The 15,430-nt window shown below is 69.1% G+C and carries 14 protein-coding genes; 1 reads left to right on the forward strand and 13 read right to left on the reverse strand.

Features of this window, described 5'->3' with window-relative positions; genetic code table 11:
* Positions 1 to 28: 28 nt before the first annotated feature.
* The 13 genes from ACQY5G_RS13340 to murA all read right to left on the reverse strand — a co-directional run bounded on the left by ACQY5G_RS13340 (position 29) and on the right by murA (position 14,798).
* Positions 29 to 2,125 (reverse strand): polyribonucleotide nucleotidyltransferase, encoded by a 2,097-nt coding sequence (locus ACQY5G_RS13340; protein ID WP_428274719.1) that lies wholly within the window; start codon positions 2,123 to 2,125, stop codon positions 29 to 31.
* A gap of 226 nt (positions 2,126 to 2,351) precedes the next feature.
* On the reverse strand, positions 2,352 to 2,615 hold the full coding sequence (rpsO, locus tag ACQY5G_RS13345) for a 30S ribosomal protein S15 (RefSeq protein WP_310758677.1): 264 nt from the start codon (positions 2,613 to 2,615) through the stop codon (positions 2,352 to 2,354).
* 187 nt (positions 2,616 to 2,802) lie between these two features.
* The gene (locus ACQY5G_RS13350; RefSeq protein WP_428274722.1) at positions 2,803 to 3,942 is read right to left on the reverse strand and encodes an ATP-binding cassette domain-containing protein; all 1,140 of its coding nucleotides are present in this window, start codon (positions 3,940 to 3,942) and stop codon (positions 2,803 to 2,805) included.
* Positions 3,939 to 5,060, reverse strand: a complete 1,122-nt coding sequence (locus ACQY5G_RS13355) for a 6-bladed beta-propeller (RefSeq protein ID WP_428274724.1) — start codon at positions 5,058 to 5,060, stop codon at positions 3,939 to 3,941. The genes ACQY5G_RS13350 and ACQY5G_RS13355 overlap by 4 nt, the downstream gene beginning before the upstream one ends.
* Positions 5,057 to 5,977 carry a bifunctional riboflavin kinase/FAD synthetase gene (locus ACQY5G_RS13360; protein ID WP_428274726.1) on the reverse strand — a complete coding sequence of 307 codons (921 nt, stop codon included), beginning with the start codon at positions 5,975 to 5,977 and terminating at the stop codon, positions 5,057 to 5,059. The genes ACQY5G_RS13355 and ACQY5G_RS13360 overlap by 4 nt, the downstream gene beginning before the upstream one ends.
* Positions 5,974 to 6,888, reverse strand: a complete 915-nt coding sequence (truB, locus tag ACQY5G_RS13365) for a tRNA pseudouridine(55) synthase TruB (protein ID WP_428274728.1) — start codon at positions 6,886 to 6,888, stop codon at positions 5,974 to 5,976. The genes ACQY5G_RS13360 and truB overlap by 4 nt, the downstream gene beginning before the upstream one ends.
* Complete coding sequence (gene rbfA / locus ACQY5G_RS13370; RefSeq protein ID WP_428274730.1) at positions 6,878 to 7,234, reverse strand: 30S ribosome-binding factor RbfA; 357 nt, start codon at positions 7,232 to 7,234, stop codon at positions 6,878 to 6,880. The genes truB and rbfA overlap by 11 nt, the downstream gene beginning before the upstream one ends.
* A 28-nt stretch (positions 7,235 to 7,262) precedes the next feature.
* Positions 7,263 to 7,547 (reverse strand): DUF503 domain-containing protein, encoded by a 285-nt coding sequence (locus tag ACQY5G_RS13375; protein WP_428274732.1) that lies wholly within the window; start codon positions 7,545 to 7,547, stop codon positions 7,263 to 7,265.
* Positions 7,548 to 7,563: 16 nt separating this feature from the next.
* The gene (gene infB, locus ACQY5G_RS13380; RefSeq protein WP_428274734.1) at positions 7,564 to 10,233 is read right to left on the reverse strand and encodes a translation initiation factor IF-2; all 2,670 of its coding nucleotides are present in this window, start codon (positions 10,231 to 10,233) and stop codon (positions 7,564 to 7,566) included.
* Positions 10,234 to 10,606: 373 nt separating this feature from the next.
* Complete coding sequence (gene nusA / locus ACQY5G_RS13385) at positions 10,607 to 12,064, reverse strand: transcription termination factor NusA (protein ID WP_428274736.1); 1,458 nt, start codon at positions 12,062 to 12,064, stop codon at positions 10,607 to 10,609.
* 9 nt (positions 12,065 to 12,073) lie between these two features.
* Positions 12,074 to 12,565: a ribosome maturation factor RimP gene (gene rimP, locus ACQY5G_RS13390; protein ID WP_428274738.1), complete on the reverse strand. Its 492-nt coding sequence runs from the start codon at positions 12,563 to 12,565 to the stop codon at positions 12,074 to 12,076.
* 185 nt (positions 12,566 to 12,750) lie between these two features.
* Complete coding sequence (locus ACQY5G_RS13395; protein ID WP_428274740.1) at positions 12,751 to 13,512, reverse strand: polyphenol oxidase family protein; 762 nt, start codon at positions 13,510 to 13,512, stop codon at positions 12,751 to 12,753.
* A complete protein-coding gene (murA, locus tag ACQY5G_RS13400; RefSeq protein WP_428274742.1) occupies positions 13,509 to 14,798 on the reverse strand; it encodes a UDP-N-acetylglucosamine 1-carboxyvinyltransferase in 1,290 nt (429 codons plus the stop codon). Before murA ends, ACQY5G_RS13395 begins: the two co-directional genes overlap by 4 nt.
* A 164-nt stretch (positions 14,799 to 14,962) precedes the next feature.
* Between murA and ACQY5G_RS13405 the strand changes: the two genes are divergently transcribed.
* Positions 14,963 to 15,430, forward strand: a complete 468-nt coding sequence (locus ACQY5G_RS13405) for a hypothetical protein (RefSeq protein ID WP_420616843.1) — start codon at positions 14,963 to 14,965, stop codon at positions 15,428 to 15,430.

Below are 15,430 nucleotides of genomic sequence, written 5' to 3' on the forward strand. Positions count from 1 at the left end.
CGCGCAGGCGGGCCGGGAGATGACGTGGTCAGGCCTTCTCGGCCGGGGCGAGGGCCGCGCGCCGGGAGAGCTTGAGACGGCCGCGGTCATCCACGGCGAGCAGCTTCACCTTCACCTCGTCGCCGGGGCTCACCACATCCTCCGTCCTGGCGGTGCGGCCCTCCTCGAGTTCCGAGATGTGGCACAGGCCCTCGACCCCGGGGATGATCTCGACGAAGGCGCCGAAGTCCGTGGTGTTCTTTACGACGCCGCGGTACACTCGGCCGACCTCCGGCTCCTGGACGATGCCTTCCACCATCTCGCGGGCATGCTGCGCACCCGCGCCCGAGGGCGCCGCGATGGTGACCGTGCCCGAGTCGTCGATGTTGACCTCGGTGCCCGTCTCCTCCTGGATCATCCGGATCGTCTTCCCCTTCGGCCCGATGACCTCGCCGATCTTCTGGGGGTTGATCTGAAGCGTGACGATCCGCGGCGCGTGCGGCGACATCTCTTCGCGGGCCGCCTCGAGCGTCTCGTTCATCGCCTCGAGGATCCGCAGCCGGGCTTCGCGCGCCCGGGCCAACGCCTCCCGCAGCGTGTCGACGGAGAGCCCGTCGGCCTTGATATCCATCTGGACGGCCGTGATCCCGCGCTCGGTGCCGGCGATCTTGAAGTCCATGTCGCCGAGGGCATCCTCCACGCCGAGGATGTCGGTCAGCACCTCGACCTTTTCGCCCTCCTTGACGAGCCCCATCGCGATCCCCGCGCAGGGAGCCCGCATCGGTACACCGGCATCCATGAGGGAGAGCGATCCGCCGCAGACGGAAGCCATCGAACTCGACCCGTTCGACTCCAGGATATCGGACACGACCCTGATCGTGTACGGAAAGTCCTCGTACGCCGGGAGCAGGGCCTGGAGCGCGCGCTCGGCGAGCATGCCGTGGCCCGTCTCCCGCCGGCTCGTGCCCCGGAACATCCGCACTTCGCCGGTGGAAAAGCCGGGGAAATTGTAGTGGAGCATGAAGGACTTCGAGGTCTCTTCGCGCACATCGACGGAATCGATCCGCTGCTCGTCCCTCACCGTTCCGAGCGTCGTCACCGCAAGCGCCTGCGTCTGGCCTCGCGTGAAGAGCGCCGAACCGTGCGTTCGCGGCAGGAGGCCGACGTCGCAGGTGATGTCGCGGACGTCGTTCATGCCGCGACCGTCGATACGCTCGCCGTCTTCGAGAATGCGGCGGCGCATGATCCCCTTCTCCAGTTTGCGCAGGGCTGCGCCGACATCGCCCGAGCAGTCGGGGTGGTCCGCCTCGAGCCGCTCCGTGAGAGCTTCGCGCAGGGCCGACAGGACGCGCCCGCGCTCTTCCTTGTCGGCGATCCTCAGCGCATCCCCGACCTGTCCGGCCGCCTGCTCCGCGACCTTGCTCACGACCTCCGGATCGGGTCCGACGGACTCGTACTCGAACGTGTCCGGGGCTCCGGCCATCCGAACCAGCTCGCGCTGAAGCCCGATCAACTCGACGATCGCCTTCTGCCCCACCTGCATCGCCTCGAGGAATTCGTCCTCGGTGGCTTCCAGGCAGGCACCCTCGACCATCACGATCGAGTCCTCGGATCCGGCGACCACGATCTCCAGGTCGCACATCTCGAGGTCGTCGAAGGTCGGGTTGACGAGCCAGTCGCCGTCGCGGCGCGCGACGCGGACGCCGGCGATGGGCCCGCCCCACGGGATCGGAGACAGAAGGAGAGCGGTGGAAGCGCCCAGCATGCCGATGACATCGGCGTCGTTCTCCTGGTCGGCCGAGATGATGAAACAGACGACCTGTGTGTCGTTCCGGTAATCCTCCGGGAAGAGCGGCCTCAGCGGCCGGTCGATCTGCCGTGCCGAGATCGTCTCCTTCTCGCCGGGCCGAGTTTCCCGCTTGATGAACCCGCCGGGGAACTTGCCGGCGGCGTAGGTCTTCTCGCGGTACTCGACCGTGAGAGGAAAGAAGGGGAGGTGCGTCGGCTTGCGATCCGCCGTGGCGGTAACGAGCACGGCGGTCTCCCCATACTGCACGTAGACGGCGCCATCGGCCTGCCGGGCCATTCTGCCCGTCTCCAGGATCAGCGGCCGTCCGTGGAATTCAGTTTCGATTCGGTGTGTCATTCTGTTTTTCTCTTCTTCTTTCGAGTGTGGCGCCGCGGGATTCCGCGCGCCGCGCCGGCCTCTCACCGGACCGGACGCTCATGGTTTCTTTTCAACTCTGCATCAGCTTCTTCGATTCAGCACCCCGGTTGGGGGGATCCTGCGCGGTACGAGGGAAGGCAGGCGGAGGCCCGACGATGCGGGCCGGCGGAAGCGGAGGCGGAAGTCTGCGGAGCGGGGCGGCGCCTCAATGGCGTAGCCCGAGCTCCTCAATGACCGTTCGATAACGGTCGAGATCCGTCCGGCGGAGGTAGTTCAACAGTCGACGGCGTCGGCCAACCATCTTCAGTAGTCCGCGACGGCTGTGATGATCCTTCGGATGATCCCGGAAATGCCCGGTCAACTCTTCGATGCGAGCCGTGAGCAGTGCGATCTGCACCGGAGCCGACCCCTGGTCGTTCTCGCGCCGCGAGAACTCCTCTATGATTTCCTGCTTCTTTGTCTTTTCCACGTCTCTCTATTGTCCGTCAATTCGGCGTCCCGATTTCCATCCGGGGGACAACCGGGAGAACGGCGGGATCCCGCCGCACCGCTTCACATACAATCAATAAAGCTAGAATCGGGACACGCTCATGTAAAGGTGTGCGTCGCCGTGCAAGCGCCAAGCCCTCTCCGCCGACTCCCGGCGAGGCGTGCGCTCACAGGGCGGCGAGTAGCGTGGCGGCCACCAGCTCCAGGGCCAGGCAGGTTGCGCCCCAAGTGATGAACGCCGCAGGGCGGCCGACTCCGAGAGTGGGCAGCCACGCGTCCGCGCCGCGCCGAAGATGGTCGACCCATGCGAGCAGGACACACACTCCGACAACCGGCGCGGCGGTACCGGCCGCCCACGCCGACACCGCCTCGTCCCCTGCTCCCGGGAGCGCTCGCACGGCAGATCCGAACGCGGTCATCGCGATCCGGACAGTGACCCAAATCCCCGCCGCGGCGCCGGCCAGCGGCAGCCAGACATGGCGAAGGCGGCTCGACCACGCCGGCGGCGGCGCCGTGGGGCGCGACACTCCGGCCCGGTTCGGCTCCGAGTCCTCCGGGCCGGATTGTGGCCGGAGTTCCATTCGGCTCCGGCGGCCAAGGTAGTCCCGGGCAAACTCCGGATGGCTCCACGCCTGCTCGGGAGAACCCATATCTCGTGTCCCTCCCGCCGTGATCCACACGACTTCGTCCGCAGCTTCCATCAGCATGTCGACCTCATGTCCCGTGATGAGCACCGCCGCGCCGCGCCGCGCGGCGTCCCGCAGGGCTCGGACCGCCCGCTGTTGATCGACGGGAGCCAAACCGGTCAGGGGCTCGTCGGCGATCAGACACCGGGGGTTCCGCAGGAGTCCGAGAGTCAGCTCCACTCGCCGCCGCTCGCCGCCGGAAAGTTCGCGCACCCGGGCTTCACGGAACGGGGCCACCTCGAGAGGGTCCAGGTCGGCGAGTCGACGAGCTTCCGGGAACACCGCGGTCAGCGCGTCCAGATGCGCCTGCACGCGTCGACCCGGAACGGCAAACGCGACATCGGGGACGAAACAGAGCCCCCCGCGCGCCATACGGGCGATCTGCGGGCGCAGCGTGGGGCGCCCGCGCCACGTGACCGCCCCGGTCTCCGGCTTCAGACGTCCCAGGGCACAGCGGAGGAGCGTGCTCTTCCCCGACCCGTTGCGCCCCAGCAACACGGTGACCTGTCCGGGTCGAGCCCGGACCGCCGCGGCCCTGAGCACTTCCGCCTCGCCAAAGCGCTTCGCGTACCCCTCCGCCGCGAAGATCGGCTGGCTCGTCGGTTCGGAGGCCGCGCTCACCTGCCGGACGGGTCCGCCGCCGGGCAGTCGGGGCCGGCGAGCGCGGGCTCGAAGAGGACGGCGCGGGCGATCCCGCCTTCTTCCCGCACGCCGAACAGGAGTTGATCATCTCCCGTGCCTCTCAGCGCTTCGTCGCGCCGGGTACGCGCGATTAGTGCGCCGGTCGCGGGATCGATCACATCCAGGATGGTGTCGAGGAGCCGGTCGAGGTCGAGCGGCGATGGCGCGGTGGCAGCGTTCGCCTCCCGGTTTTCGTCGGCGACCCAGGTGCCCGCCCACAACAGGCCGCGGTCGACACGAAGACTGATGACGATGGAGGGAGCCGGCGCCGAGACGGGCGCCCCCGGCCGCGGCGGTCCCGGGTCGAACCACTGCGGGTCCCCGGCCAGGCGCGTGACGGGCTCGCTCCCGTCTTCCGGATCCCACGCCTCGAACCCGTATCCCCCGGCCCGGGTCGTCCACACGCTGCCCTGCCCGTCCAGGGCGACGGGGGCGCGGAAGAAGTTCACGACCCACGATGCCACGGGCACGGCACCGAGGCTCGCAAGTCGGACTCCGTCGCTGCCGACGATTTCCGTCGTCGCACTCAGTTGATCGTCGATCTGGCCGAACCCGGAGACGGCATGCCGCTCTCCGGCCCCAAGGGTCACGAAGTCGAGCCCGTGAAGGCTTCGGATATCCGTCGTTTCGAGCAGTCCCCCATCCGCCGATACGTGCGTGATGCGGCGGTTGACGAGGTCGAGGATCCGCAGACTGCCATCGGATCCGGGACGCACGCGTCCCGGGACGCGATATTCGCCGGGCCCGTCTCCGTTCCCTCCAAGGGCCTCCATGAACGCGCCGTCCGGGTCGAATACGAGCAGTTGTCCGCGGTTCTCCACGCTCGCCACCACGTAGTGACCCACCGCCGTGCGCGTGATCTCCGGGCGGCTTCCGACCGTCCCGGGGTCGCCGGGAGCGCCGAGACGAAGGACTTCCCGGAGCTGCACCGCACATTCCCCCGCTTCGTCCGCAATCGCCACGAGCGACTGGGCATGGGACGGCTGCGGCACTCCCGCGCAGACGACGATGGCGATGAGCCACGGATGTCCGGCCCGTACCGTCAGCTTGCCGCTCATCTACCCGTTTCCCTGAAGTATTCGAGGCCGTCCGCGAGGTCCCGGCGCATCTGTGCGGCGAGATCGTCTCCCGACGCGAACGTCCGCACCTCGCGCAGCCGGTGGAGGACGTCGACGATCACGCGCTCTCCGTAGATGTCACGTTCGAAGTCGATGAGAAAGAGTTCGATCGCCGGTGGAGAGCCCGCAAAGGTGGGCCGGGCGCCGAGGTGCAGGAGTCCATGGGCGCGTTCGGAGCCGAGCGTGGCGTGCACCGTGTAGATGCCCTCGGCAGGAAGGAGTTTGTCGGGAGGGGGATGCGTGAGGTTGGCTGTCGGAAAACCGAGCGTCCTGCCCCGTCCGAGCCCCCGGATCACGGTGCCGCGGAACGAATACGGACGACCGAGGCCCGCGGCCGCTCCCTCCATGTCGCCCTCCGACACGGCCTGCCGAACCCGCGTGGATGAGACGGGGGATCCGTCCGCCTCGACGCCTCCGACGACGGAGACCTCGAATCCGTGGATTCCGCCCAGCCGTTCGAGCACGGAGACGTCTCCGGCCCGTCCGCGCCCGAACCCGTGGTCGTACCCGATCACGACTTCCGCCGGGCGGAAGCGCGGGACGATGATGTCCTCCACGAATTCCTCGGGAGAGTAACGGGAGAGCTCGGGCGTGAAGGCGACGAACGCGACGTAGTCCAGGCCGAGCTGAGCGAGGATCTCCTTCTTCTCGTTCGGCAACGTGAGGAGCGGGGGGGCAACTTCGGGACGCACGACACGGAGGGGATGCGGGTCGAAGGTAAGGAGCACCGTCCGGCCGTTCCGCGCGCGGGCGCGGCGCCGAACGTCGCGGAGGATCGCCTGGTGTCCGAGGTGGACCCCGTCGAACGTCCCCACGGTGACGATCGTGCCCCGAACGTACGGGGGGAGCCCACTCACGCGGCGAATACCTTCTTCGGATGGAGGCGACCGTCGCGCTCCTCGGCAATGGCAAGGAGGTCGTCGGAGGCGTACAGCGCGATCGGGTCCGCGGTGCCCTCCCCGGAGTCGCGCGGGCGTCCCGGCGGGGGAAGCACGTCTCCGCGCTCGACCGATCTTCCGTGGCGGATCTCGTCCCGCTCTCCGTCGTTCAATTCGCGCCGCCACACCCACGGCAGCGCGGCCATCCCGGGGCGCCAGGCCGTGGACGCCGCGGCCACGGCTTCCGCCGCCGCGTCGGGAGAGGTCGCCTCGTCCACCCCGAAGGGGCCGATCGCCGTGCGGCGCAGCGCCGTCAGGTGCGCCCCCGGTCCGAGATCCCGCCCGATGTCGCGGGCCAGCGCACGCACGTAGGTACCGGTAGAGACGCTCGCGCGGAAGCGAACCCGGGGGAGATCGATCTCCGTAATCGTGATCTCGTGGATCGTCACCTCGCGTGCCTCGAGCCGGGGACGCTCTCCGCGGCGGGCCACCGCGTAGGCGCGCTCGCCGCCGGCGCGGCGCGCGGAGTAGGCGGACGGCACCTGTCGTCCGACGCCCTCGCGAGCCGCCAGGGAAGCCCGGATCGCCTCCGCATCCAGCTCCCGCCAGGCGGCGTCTTCCGATACGGTCTTTCCCGTGAGATCGTCCGTGTCCGTCTCCCGCCCGAGCGCCATCGTCGCATCGTAGGACTTCGGGAGTCCGTGGAAGAGATCGGCGAGTCGGGTGAACGACCCGACGAGCGACAGGAGGAGCCCCGTCGCAAAGGGGTCGAGCGTCCCGGTGTGGCCGACCCGGCGCACGCCCAGCGTCCGGCGGACCCGAAGGATGACGTCGTGCGAGGTAGCTCCGGCCGGCTTGTCGACGAGGAGCAGACCGGCTTCAGTCGTCACGCGATCCGTCGTCCTCGCGAGCCTGGCGCAGCAGTTCCTCGATCCGGCTCGCGTGCTCGGGCGTTTCGTCGGGCACGAAGCGGAATTCGGGGATCTTCCGCAACCGGAGCGACCGGCCGAGTTCCCGTCGTATGAACCCCACCGCGTGTTCCAGACCCTCGATTCCCTCCGATACGTCCTCGTCGGAGCGAATGTAGACGGTGGCGAAGGAGAGATCCCTCGTCGCCCGCACATCGGTCACGACCACGCCGTCGAGACGCGGGTCCTTGAGCGACCCGAGAAGGAGGCGCGTGAGTTCGCGCCGGAACAGTTCGCCGAGCCGTTCGCTCCGGTGACGATGGCTCACGCGCTCCCCCGCGCCGGGCAGCCGGCCTTCACAGGAACTCGGTCTCGGACTCGACGACGTGCGCCCGCGGGTCGGACCTCAGGAAGAGGTCGATGCGTCCGAGCACGGACTCGGCGTGCCGACGTTCGCCCGATACGACGCAGGCCGTGATCTCGGCCATCGAGGCCCGGTCGCGAAGGCCGGTTTCGGCGGCGGAAACCCGGAACTTCAGGATCGTGCGCTCACGCAGACCGCGGATCACCGAACGCTTCGCCTTGAGCGACCGGCAGCCCGGGAGGTGAAACACCCAGCGGCCCACCCCGATGACGGCCATGACGCCCCGCCGAAGGTCAGCCCGCAGGTGCTCCGGAGAGGGTGCGCGCGACCTCCACCACCTCGTAGCACTCGATCACATCGCCGACCTTGATGTCGTTGTAGTTCTCGATCGAGATGCCGCACTCGTACCCGTCTCTCACCTCGCGCACATCCTCCTTGAACCGCCGCAGGCTGTCGATCCGACCCTGGTAGATCTGGATCTGGTCGCGCAGGAGGCGGATCGGAAGGTTGCGCCGCATCGTGCCGGACTGGACGTAACAGCCCGCGATCGTCCCCGCCTTCGGGACGCGGAAGAGTTCACGGATCTCGGCCATGCCGACCGTGATCTCGCGCTGCTCGGGCGCGAGCAGGCCTTCGAGCGCGAGACGGATCTCCTCGACCGCTTCGTAGATCACGTTATAGATCCGGATCTCGATCGACTCGCGTTCCGCGGCGACCACCGCCCCGGCGTCGGGCCGGACGTGGAAGCCGACGATGATCGCCTCCGAAGTCGAGGCCAGAAGAATGTCGGACTCGTTGATGCCGCCGACGGCCCGGTGGATCACCTCGACCGAAACCTCGTCGGTCGACAGCCGCTCGAGGCTGTCGGAGAGCGCCTGGACCGACCCATCCGTGTCGCCCTTGATGACGACGTTCAGACGCGCGCCCTCGCCCGCCTTGACCGCGGCGAAGACATCCTCGAGCCGCGTTCCGGTCGCCCTGCGGCGGATATCCTTCTCCCGCTCCAGTTGCTGGCGCCGCGAGACGATCTCGCGAACCCTCGACGCGGAGAGGGCGACGAGGGAGTCGCCCGCCTGCGGCACGCCCTCGATCCCGAGCACCCGCACGGGGATTCCCGGTCCGGCGCTCGTGACCTTTCGGCCCCGCTCATCGAGGAGCGCGCGGACGCGCCCGCCGTGAAGTCCGCAGACGAAGTCGGCGCCCACCTCCAGCGTCCCCCGCTCCACGAGCACGGTCGCGACCGGGCCCATGCCGCGGTCCAGCTGCGCCTCGACGACGGTCCCGCGGGCTTCTCTCTCCGGGTTCGCCTTCAGCTCGAGGATCTCCGCCTGGAGAAGGACCTTCTCGAGAAGGTCGTCCAGCCCTTCGCCCGTCTTCGCCGAGACGTCCGCGCCGAGAATCTCGCCGCCGAAGTCCTCGAGGACGACCTCGCGCGCCAGGAGTTCCCTCTTGACGCGATCCACATCCGCCGACGGAAGGTCGACCTTGTTCACCGCGACGACGATCGGTACCGACGCGTTCCGGGCGTGGCTGATCGCTTCGATCGTCTGGGGCATCACGGAGTCGTCGGCAGCCACCACGAGGATCACGATGTCCGTGACCTCCGCGCCGCGTGCCCGCATCGCCGTGAACGCCTCGTGGCCGGGCGTGTCGAGGAAGGTGATCGTCCGACCCTCCGCGAGGACCACGTGATACGCGCCGATGTGCTGCGTGATGCCTCCCGCCTCTCCCGCGATCACGTTCGTGCTCCGGATACGGTCGAGCAACGAGGTCTTTCCGTGGTCGACGTGGCCCATCACGGTCACGATCGGCGGCCGGGACACCAACTGACTCTCGTCCTCGGGCACGTCTTCGTCGTCGCTCGCGAGGTCCGCCTCGAACCCCTCCTCCCGGATCGCCGTGAAGCCGGCCTCTTCGCAGATGAGTTCGATCTGGCCGAAGTCGAGCCGCTGATTGATCGTCACCATGAGGCCGAGGTTCTTGAACGCCGAGGTGATGATGGCCTGCGGCGGGACCTCGATCAGGTCGGCGAGCTCGGACACGGTGAGGAACTCGTTGACCCGAACCGTCGCCTTCTCGGTGCGCTGTTCGAGTTCGCGCTGCTCGCGCTCCGCCTCGCGCTGCTGTTGCTGCGTTTCGCGACGCCGCTTCCGCGGCGAGGATTGCCCCATCGCGGCGAGCGTCTTGCGGAAATTCTGCTGGACGGCGTTTCGATCCACCCGACGCCGCTTCTTCCCGTCTCCGCCGCGAGATTTCTTGCGACCATCGACGGTGTAGCCTTCGGCCGAGATTCGCACCTTGCCGCCGGGACCCGCCGAAGCCCTCGGGCCCGAGGGCGCGGGGGGGGCCGCGGGCGACGGCATGTCACGGCGGACCGGCTTCGGCCGACGCGCGGGGCGCGCCGGAGCGGCCGGCTCCTCCGCTGCCGCTTCCGTCTCCGCCGGTTCCGCTTCGGGCTCGGCGATTTCCGTCTCTGCCGACTCCGCGATCTCGACGGGCGCTTCCGCCGCCGCCGGCTCGTCCGCCTCCGGGACGGGCTCCTCGGGCGCGTCGGCGGGCTCCGGAGCGATTTCGGCCTCAGGCTCGACTTCGGGCTCAGGCTGCGGCGTCTCGGCCTCCACCGGAGATTCGATCTCCGGTACATCGGTGGCCGCCGCAACTTCCTCTTCCGCAGTCTCGGGGGGCGGTTGGACCTCTTCTTCGGCCTCGGTCTCCGTCGTCGCGGTCGTGAGCGACGCGGGAGCGGCCCTCCGCCGGCGACGGCGTCGCCGCACGGGGGCCGCGGTACCGGTGACCGCCTCACCCCGCCGCTCGCGCTCGAGCCGCGCATGGAGACGCGCCACACTCGCGGAGTCCACGCTCGACATGTGGCTTCGCACAGGCACATCCATCTCACGCAGCAACTGGATGAGGTGACTCGTGTCGAGTCTCAGCTCCTCCGCGACCTCGAAGACACGCTTCATTGCCCAGGCACCTGCCCTTCCGGATCTCCTTGCGACCCGGAGCTCTCGTCACGCCGCGAGGGCGCGCGCTCCCCTTCGAGAATTCGCTGCGCCAGCGCCGAATCCGTGACGCCGACCACAGCTACGTCGTTCCGTCCCAGCGCCCGTCCGAGCGCTCTGCGACTCGCCACGGTTACACGCGACGCCCGCCGCGCCTGTGGAGTCAGGCGGCCCAGCGCATGCCTCGATGCGTCGCCCGCAACCACGAGCAGGGCGAGCCTTCCCCTGCGCGCCGCGATGTCCACGGCCCGCGTTCCGAGAGCGACCCGGCCCGCGCGCGTCGCGATCCCGAGCAGGCTCAGCGTACCCCCCCGTGCCCGACCTCCGCCGCGCTTCAGGAGGTCCCCTCGCCCGAGGCCGCCGTGCTCATCGCGTCGGCCGCTTCCGCGGATGCCGCCTCTACAGCCGCATCCGGCACCGCCGCCTCCGAGGGTGCATCCGGCGCCTCCGCCTCCGCGGACGCCTCGGCAGCGGTCTTCGCAGCCGCGGCGACCTCGGCTTGCGCCTCGTCCACAACGGTGAGTTCGTCGATGAGCGCTTCCAGTGTGTCCGCCTCATCCGGCCCGATCCCCGGGACCTGAAGGAAATCGCTCCGATCCATGTCGAGGAGTCCGTAAAAGCTGCTGACCCCGGCCGCCTCGAGCGCCGCAAGCGTCGCCGGGGCGATCCCCTCGAGCTCGGAGAGCGGGAAGTCGGACATCTCGTACTCGTCGTCGCCTCCGAACAGGCCGGCCTCTCCGCCGCGCTCCATCCAGTCACGGCTGGAATACAGGTCGATCTGCCATCCGATGAGCTGTGACGCCAGCCGCACGTTCTGCCCGTTCCGTCCGATCGCCAGCGACAGCTGGTCCTCGTCCACGATCGCCGTAATGACGTGCCGCTCCTGATCCGAGATCACCTTGGCGACCCGGGCCGGAGCGAGGGCACGGCGCGCGAAGATCTCCGGGTCCGGATGCCACGGCACGATGTCGATGCGTTCTCCGCTCAACTCCGACACGACCGCCTGGACGCGCGACCCCTTGAGGCCGACGCAGGCTCCGACCGGGTCGACAGATTCATCGCGGGATGCGACCGCCACCTTGGTGCGTCCGCCCGCTTCACGGACGATCTCCTTGATGTCGACGATATTCTGGTAGATCTCCGGCACTTCGAGCGCGAACAACGAAGCGACGAACTGGGGATCCGCCCGCGACAGGATGAGCCGCGGGCCGCGCGGCGTCTCCTCCAGCAGCTTCAACACGGCGCGGATCGGCTCGCCCTGGCGGAAGCGTTCCCGCGGATTCTGCTCCCGCCACGGGATGATCGCCTCGGCTTCACGGGACCGGTTCAGCATGACGACGAGTTTTCCGCGCTCGCTCGCCTGCACTTCGCCGGAAACGAGGTCTCCCACCCGGTCGTTGAATTCCATGCGGATCCGGTCGCGTTCCCCTTCGCGGATGCGCTGGATGATCCTCTGCTTGGCGGCCATGACCGCGCTGCGCCCGAAATCCCTGAAATCGACGGGGATCTCCATGAGGTCGCCGACCTGAAAATCGGGGTCATCCCAGCGGGCCTGCTCGAGCGTCACTTCCCGGGCCGGATCCTCGACCTCCTCGACGACCTCCTTGAGGACGACGATCGAGATGTCGCCTTCCTCGGTGACGTCGATTTCCGCTTCGACCGGACCGCCGAAACGACGGGCGAGCGCCGCATGGATCCCTTCGCGGATGAGATCATGCAACTCCAGCTCCGTCAGCGACTTGTTCGCCGCCATCATGCGGAATGCTTCAACGATCGGGATCTGATCGCTCATTGCGTCTCTCTATCTCCCACCCACGCCTCCAGCCGCGTCCCAGTCGTAGACCAGGCGGGCGGAGGCCACGAGCTCCAGCGGGATCTCCACACGATCCCCTTCGATCTCCAGCGCGAACGTCCCGGGAAGTCCGTCCACCGTCCCGAGCAGCGTCCCTTCCAGTTTTCGGCCGCGATCGGCCAGCGGGCCGTAACCCCGCACGCGGATCCGCGACCCGGCGAAGCGGTCGTAGTCCGCGACCCTGACCAGCGGCCGGTCCACTCCCGGCGACGACACTTCGAGCACCCAGTCGTCGGCCGCCCCATCTTCAAGTGCGCCACGCAGTTCCCTCGTCACCGCGACGCAATCGTCGACGGTGACGCCCGACCGCGCGGACAACGGACCCGGCCGATCGATCCGGAGCCTGAGCAACGGCCGGCGACGGCCTCCGCCCCGCTCCATCTGCACGACCTCGAAGCCGAGGGCTTCGACCGCGCGTTCGATGTCCGCCGAGTCCAGCATGACCGACCCTTTCGGCGAATCCGGTTCGCCCTACTGCAAAAAAAAGTGGGGCCCGTACAGCTTCCCCACTTCGAGTAACGCCATCGCCCGCCGGCCCGCGCGGACGTATGTGGACATGCGACCCGGAACATACGGCGGGGTCCGACCCGCTGCAACAGGCCGGGCCGCTTGTCGGTGCCTCCGGCTCAGTCGCTCCGCAACCCGAGAAAGGCGGCCATCCGTCCCGCCGTCCCGCCGCTCGCGCGGTGCGAATGAAGGTCGCCGGGGCCGCACGACGTGCAGAGGCGGGAACTCGAGAGGGCGTCGGGTCCGACGCCGGCCGTCGCGGCCTGGGCGGCGAGGATCGCCCTCAGATCGAGTTGCGCGCGCGTGCCGCCGAGGCCGAAAGCGGAAAGCACGGGGGTGTCGACCTCGTAGCAGGGCCCACAGATCGCGGGCCCCAGATGGACGCGGAGATCCCCGACGGTGTCGGGTGGGCGGCGATCGAGGCCGCGGACGAGCCGGGAGATCGCGCGCGGAAGGATGCCGGCCGCGGCCCCGCGCCATCCCGCGTGGATCAGCCCGATGCGCCCGAGTTCGCGCGACCACAGGTAGACGGGCACGCAATCGGCGGCCGTCGCTGCCAGGAGCCAACCCGGCCCGTCGACGAGCTGGCTGTCCACGCGACCCGCCCGGTCGACGGTGCAGCCCCCCGAGTCGGAGACGGACTCGGCTCTGATCTCCCGGAGATCCGTGCCGTGGACCTGAGTCGGCACCGAGATCCGGCGGAATCCGAGTTCCCGCGCGAGATCCGCGTAGACCGCGGCCACGCGCTCCGGCGAGGCCTCCCCGACCGCGAGGTCTCCGCGCTCCGCCGTCGTGATCCCGCACACGACGGTCGGATCGAGTGATTCCCACTGCGACAACCGCAGCAGGCCATCCTTCGGGGTCTCCGCGACCTCCGTCATGCCCCTTCCGGCCCCACGCGTTCGATGCGGGCCCCCAGCGACGCGAGACGCTCGTGGATGCGCTCGTAGCCACGCTCGATCTGCCCGATGTTGTGCACGCGACTCGTGCCTTCCGCCGCGAGCGCCGCGATGAGGAGCGCCATGCCGGCCCGGATGTCGGGGCTCTCGAGAGTCGCCGCGCGCAGCGGCGAAGGCCCCACGACGACGGCCCTGTGCGGGTCGCAGAGGACGATGCGTGCGCCCATCGCGATCACCTTGTCGACGAAGAACATCCGCGACTCGAACATCTTCTCGTGGATGAGGACGGTGCCGCGGCACTGGGTCGCGGCCACCAGCGCGATGCTGATGAGATCCGCGGGGAACGCCGGCCATGGCCCATCGTCGATCTTCGGGATCTGGCCGCCGAGGTCGGGCTGGATCTCGAGTTCTCCCCCGCCGCGCACGACGAGCTGGTCATCGCGCCACGCGAATTCGAGGCCGAGGCGCTGGAATCCGACGCGCAGCGGGTCGAAGTGGGCCGCGTCCACTCCGGCGATCGCGAGCGTCGAGCCCGTCGCCGCCGTCAGGCCGATCAGGCTTCCGATCTCGATGTGATCCGGCCCGATCCGGAACGTCCCGCCTCCCAGGTCCTCCACGCCTTCGATGACGAGCCGCGAGGTCCCGATGCCGTCGATGCGGGCGCCCAGCGCGACGAGAAAGCGGCACAGATCCTGCACGTGGGGTTCCGTGGCGGCGTTGCGGAGCTCCGTCGTCCCCATCGCCGTCGCCGCCGTGAGCACTGCGTTCTCCGTCCCGGTCACGGACGGCTCATCCAGAAAGACGGACGCGCCGCGGAGACGCGGAGCGCGCAGGAAGTAGCGGTCTCCGACGTCGACGGTCGCGCCGAGCGCCCGCAGTGCAAGCATGTGGGTGTCCAGACGGCGGCGCCCGATGAAATCCCCTCCGGGGTGCGGGAGCTGGCACGTCCCCAGGCGGGCGAGCATGGGGCCCGCGAGCAGCACCGATCCGCGGATCCGGCCGGCCAGGTCCGCGTCCGGGTGCGCCTCCGGGTTCACGTCGGCGGCGTCGAGTTCGAGAACGCCGGGCGCCGTCCAGCCGCCCTCGACGCCGAGACTGCGGAGGAGGTCGAGCAGCGTCTCCACATCGGTGATGCACGGGACGTTCTCGATTCGCACCGGCTCGCGCGCGAGGAGCGTGGCGGCGAGGATCGGGAGGGCGGCGTTCTTGTTGCCGGCCGGCGTGAACACGCCGCTCAGCTCGTTTCCGCCCTCGATCCGATAGTACATCGCGCCTCCTCCCGCCCGTTCCCGCATCCGGCCCTGCAGTCCGCGCCAAAGTAGCCGGCGGGCCGAGGGGGGCAAACGTCCCGGCAAACACGGTTGAGCGCTGTGGGAACCAGACCTATACTCTCCTCCCGTAGTCCTTCCGACCGTCCTCCGAAGGAGCCGCAGTGACCACATTCGAGATCGCGGTCGTCGCCGGGATGGCGGTCTGGCTCGTCGTCGCGCTGGCGATTCTCATCGTCCTGCTGCACGCGATCCGCCTGTTGCGGGAAACGCGGCAGCCTCTGGGACAGATCTCGGGCACGGTCACCGACCTGAGCGACCGCCTCAAACCGGTGCTGCACAACGTCGAACAGGCGAGCGATCAGGCTCGACGCATCGCGGGCCGGCTGCGGGACGACGCGGACGGCGTGGGACAGGCGCTGAAGAACGCGAGCGAATCCACCGGTCGCATGGTGGATCTGGTCGAGGAGCGGGTGGTGGAGGTCGCGGCGCTGCTCGCTGTCGTCCAGGAGGAGGCCGAGGAGACCTTCGTCACCACGGCCTCGCTGCTGCGCGGACTCCGGCGCGGCAAGGACAACGTCTCGACGGCGAAGCGGGTGGCTCGAGCCCTGGGAGACCGCGGCGGCGAGTGA

Source organism: Candidatus Palauibacter sp. (assembly GCF_965261555.1).
GTDB lineage: Bacteria > Gemmatimonadota > Gemmatimonadetes > Palauibacterales > Palauibacteraceae > Palauibacter.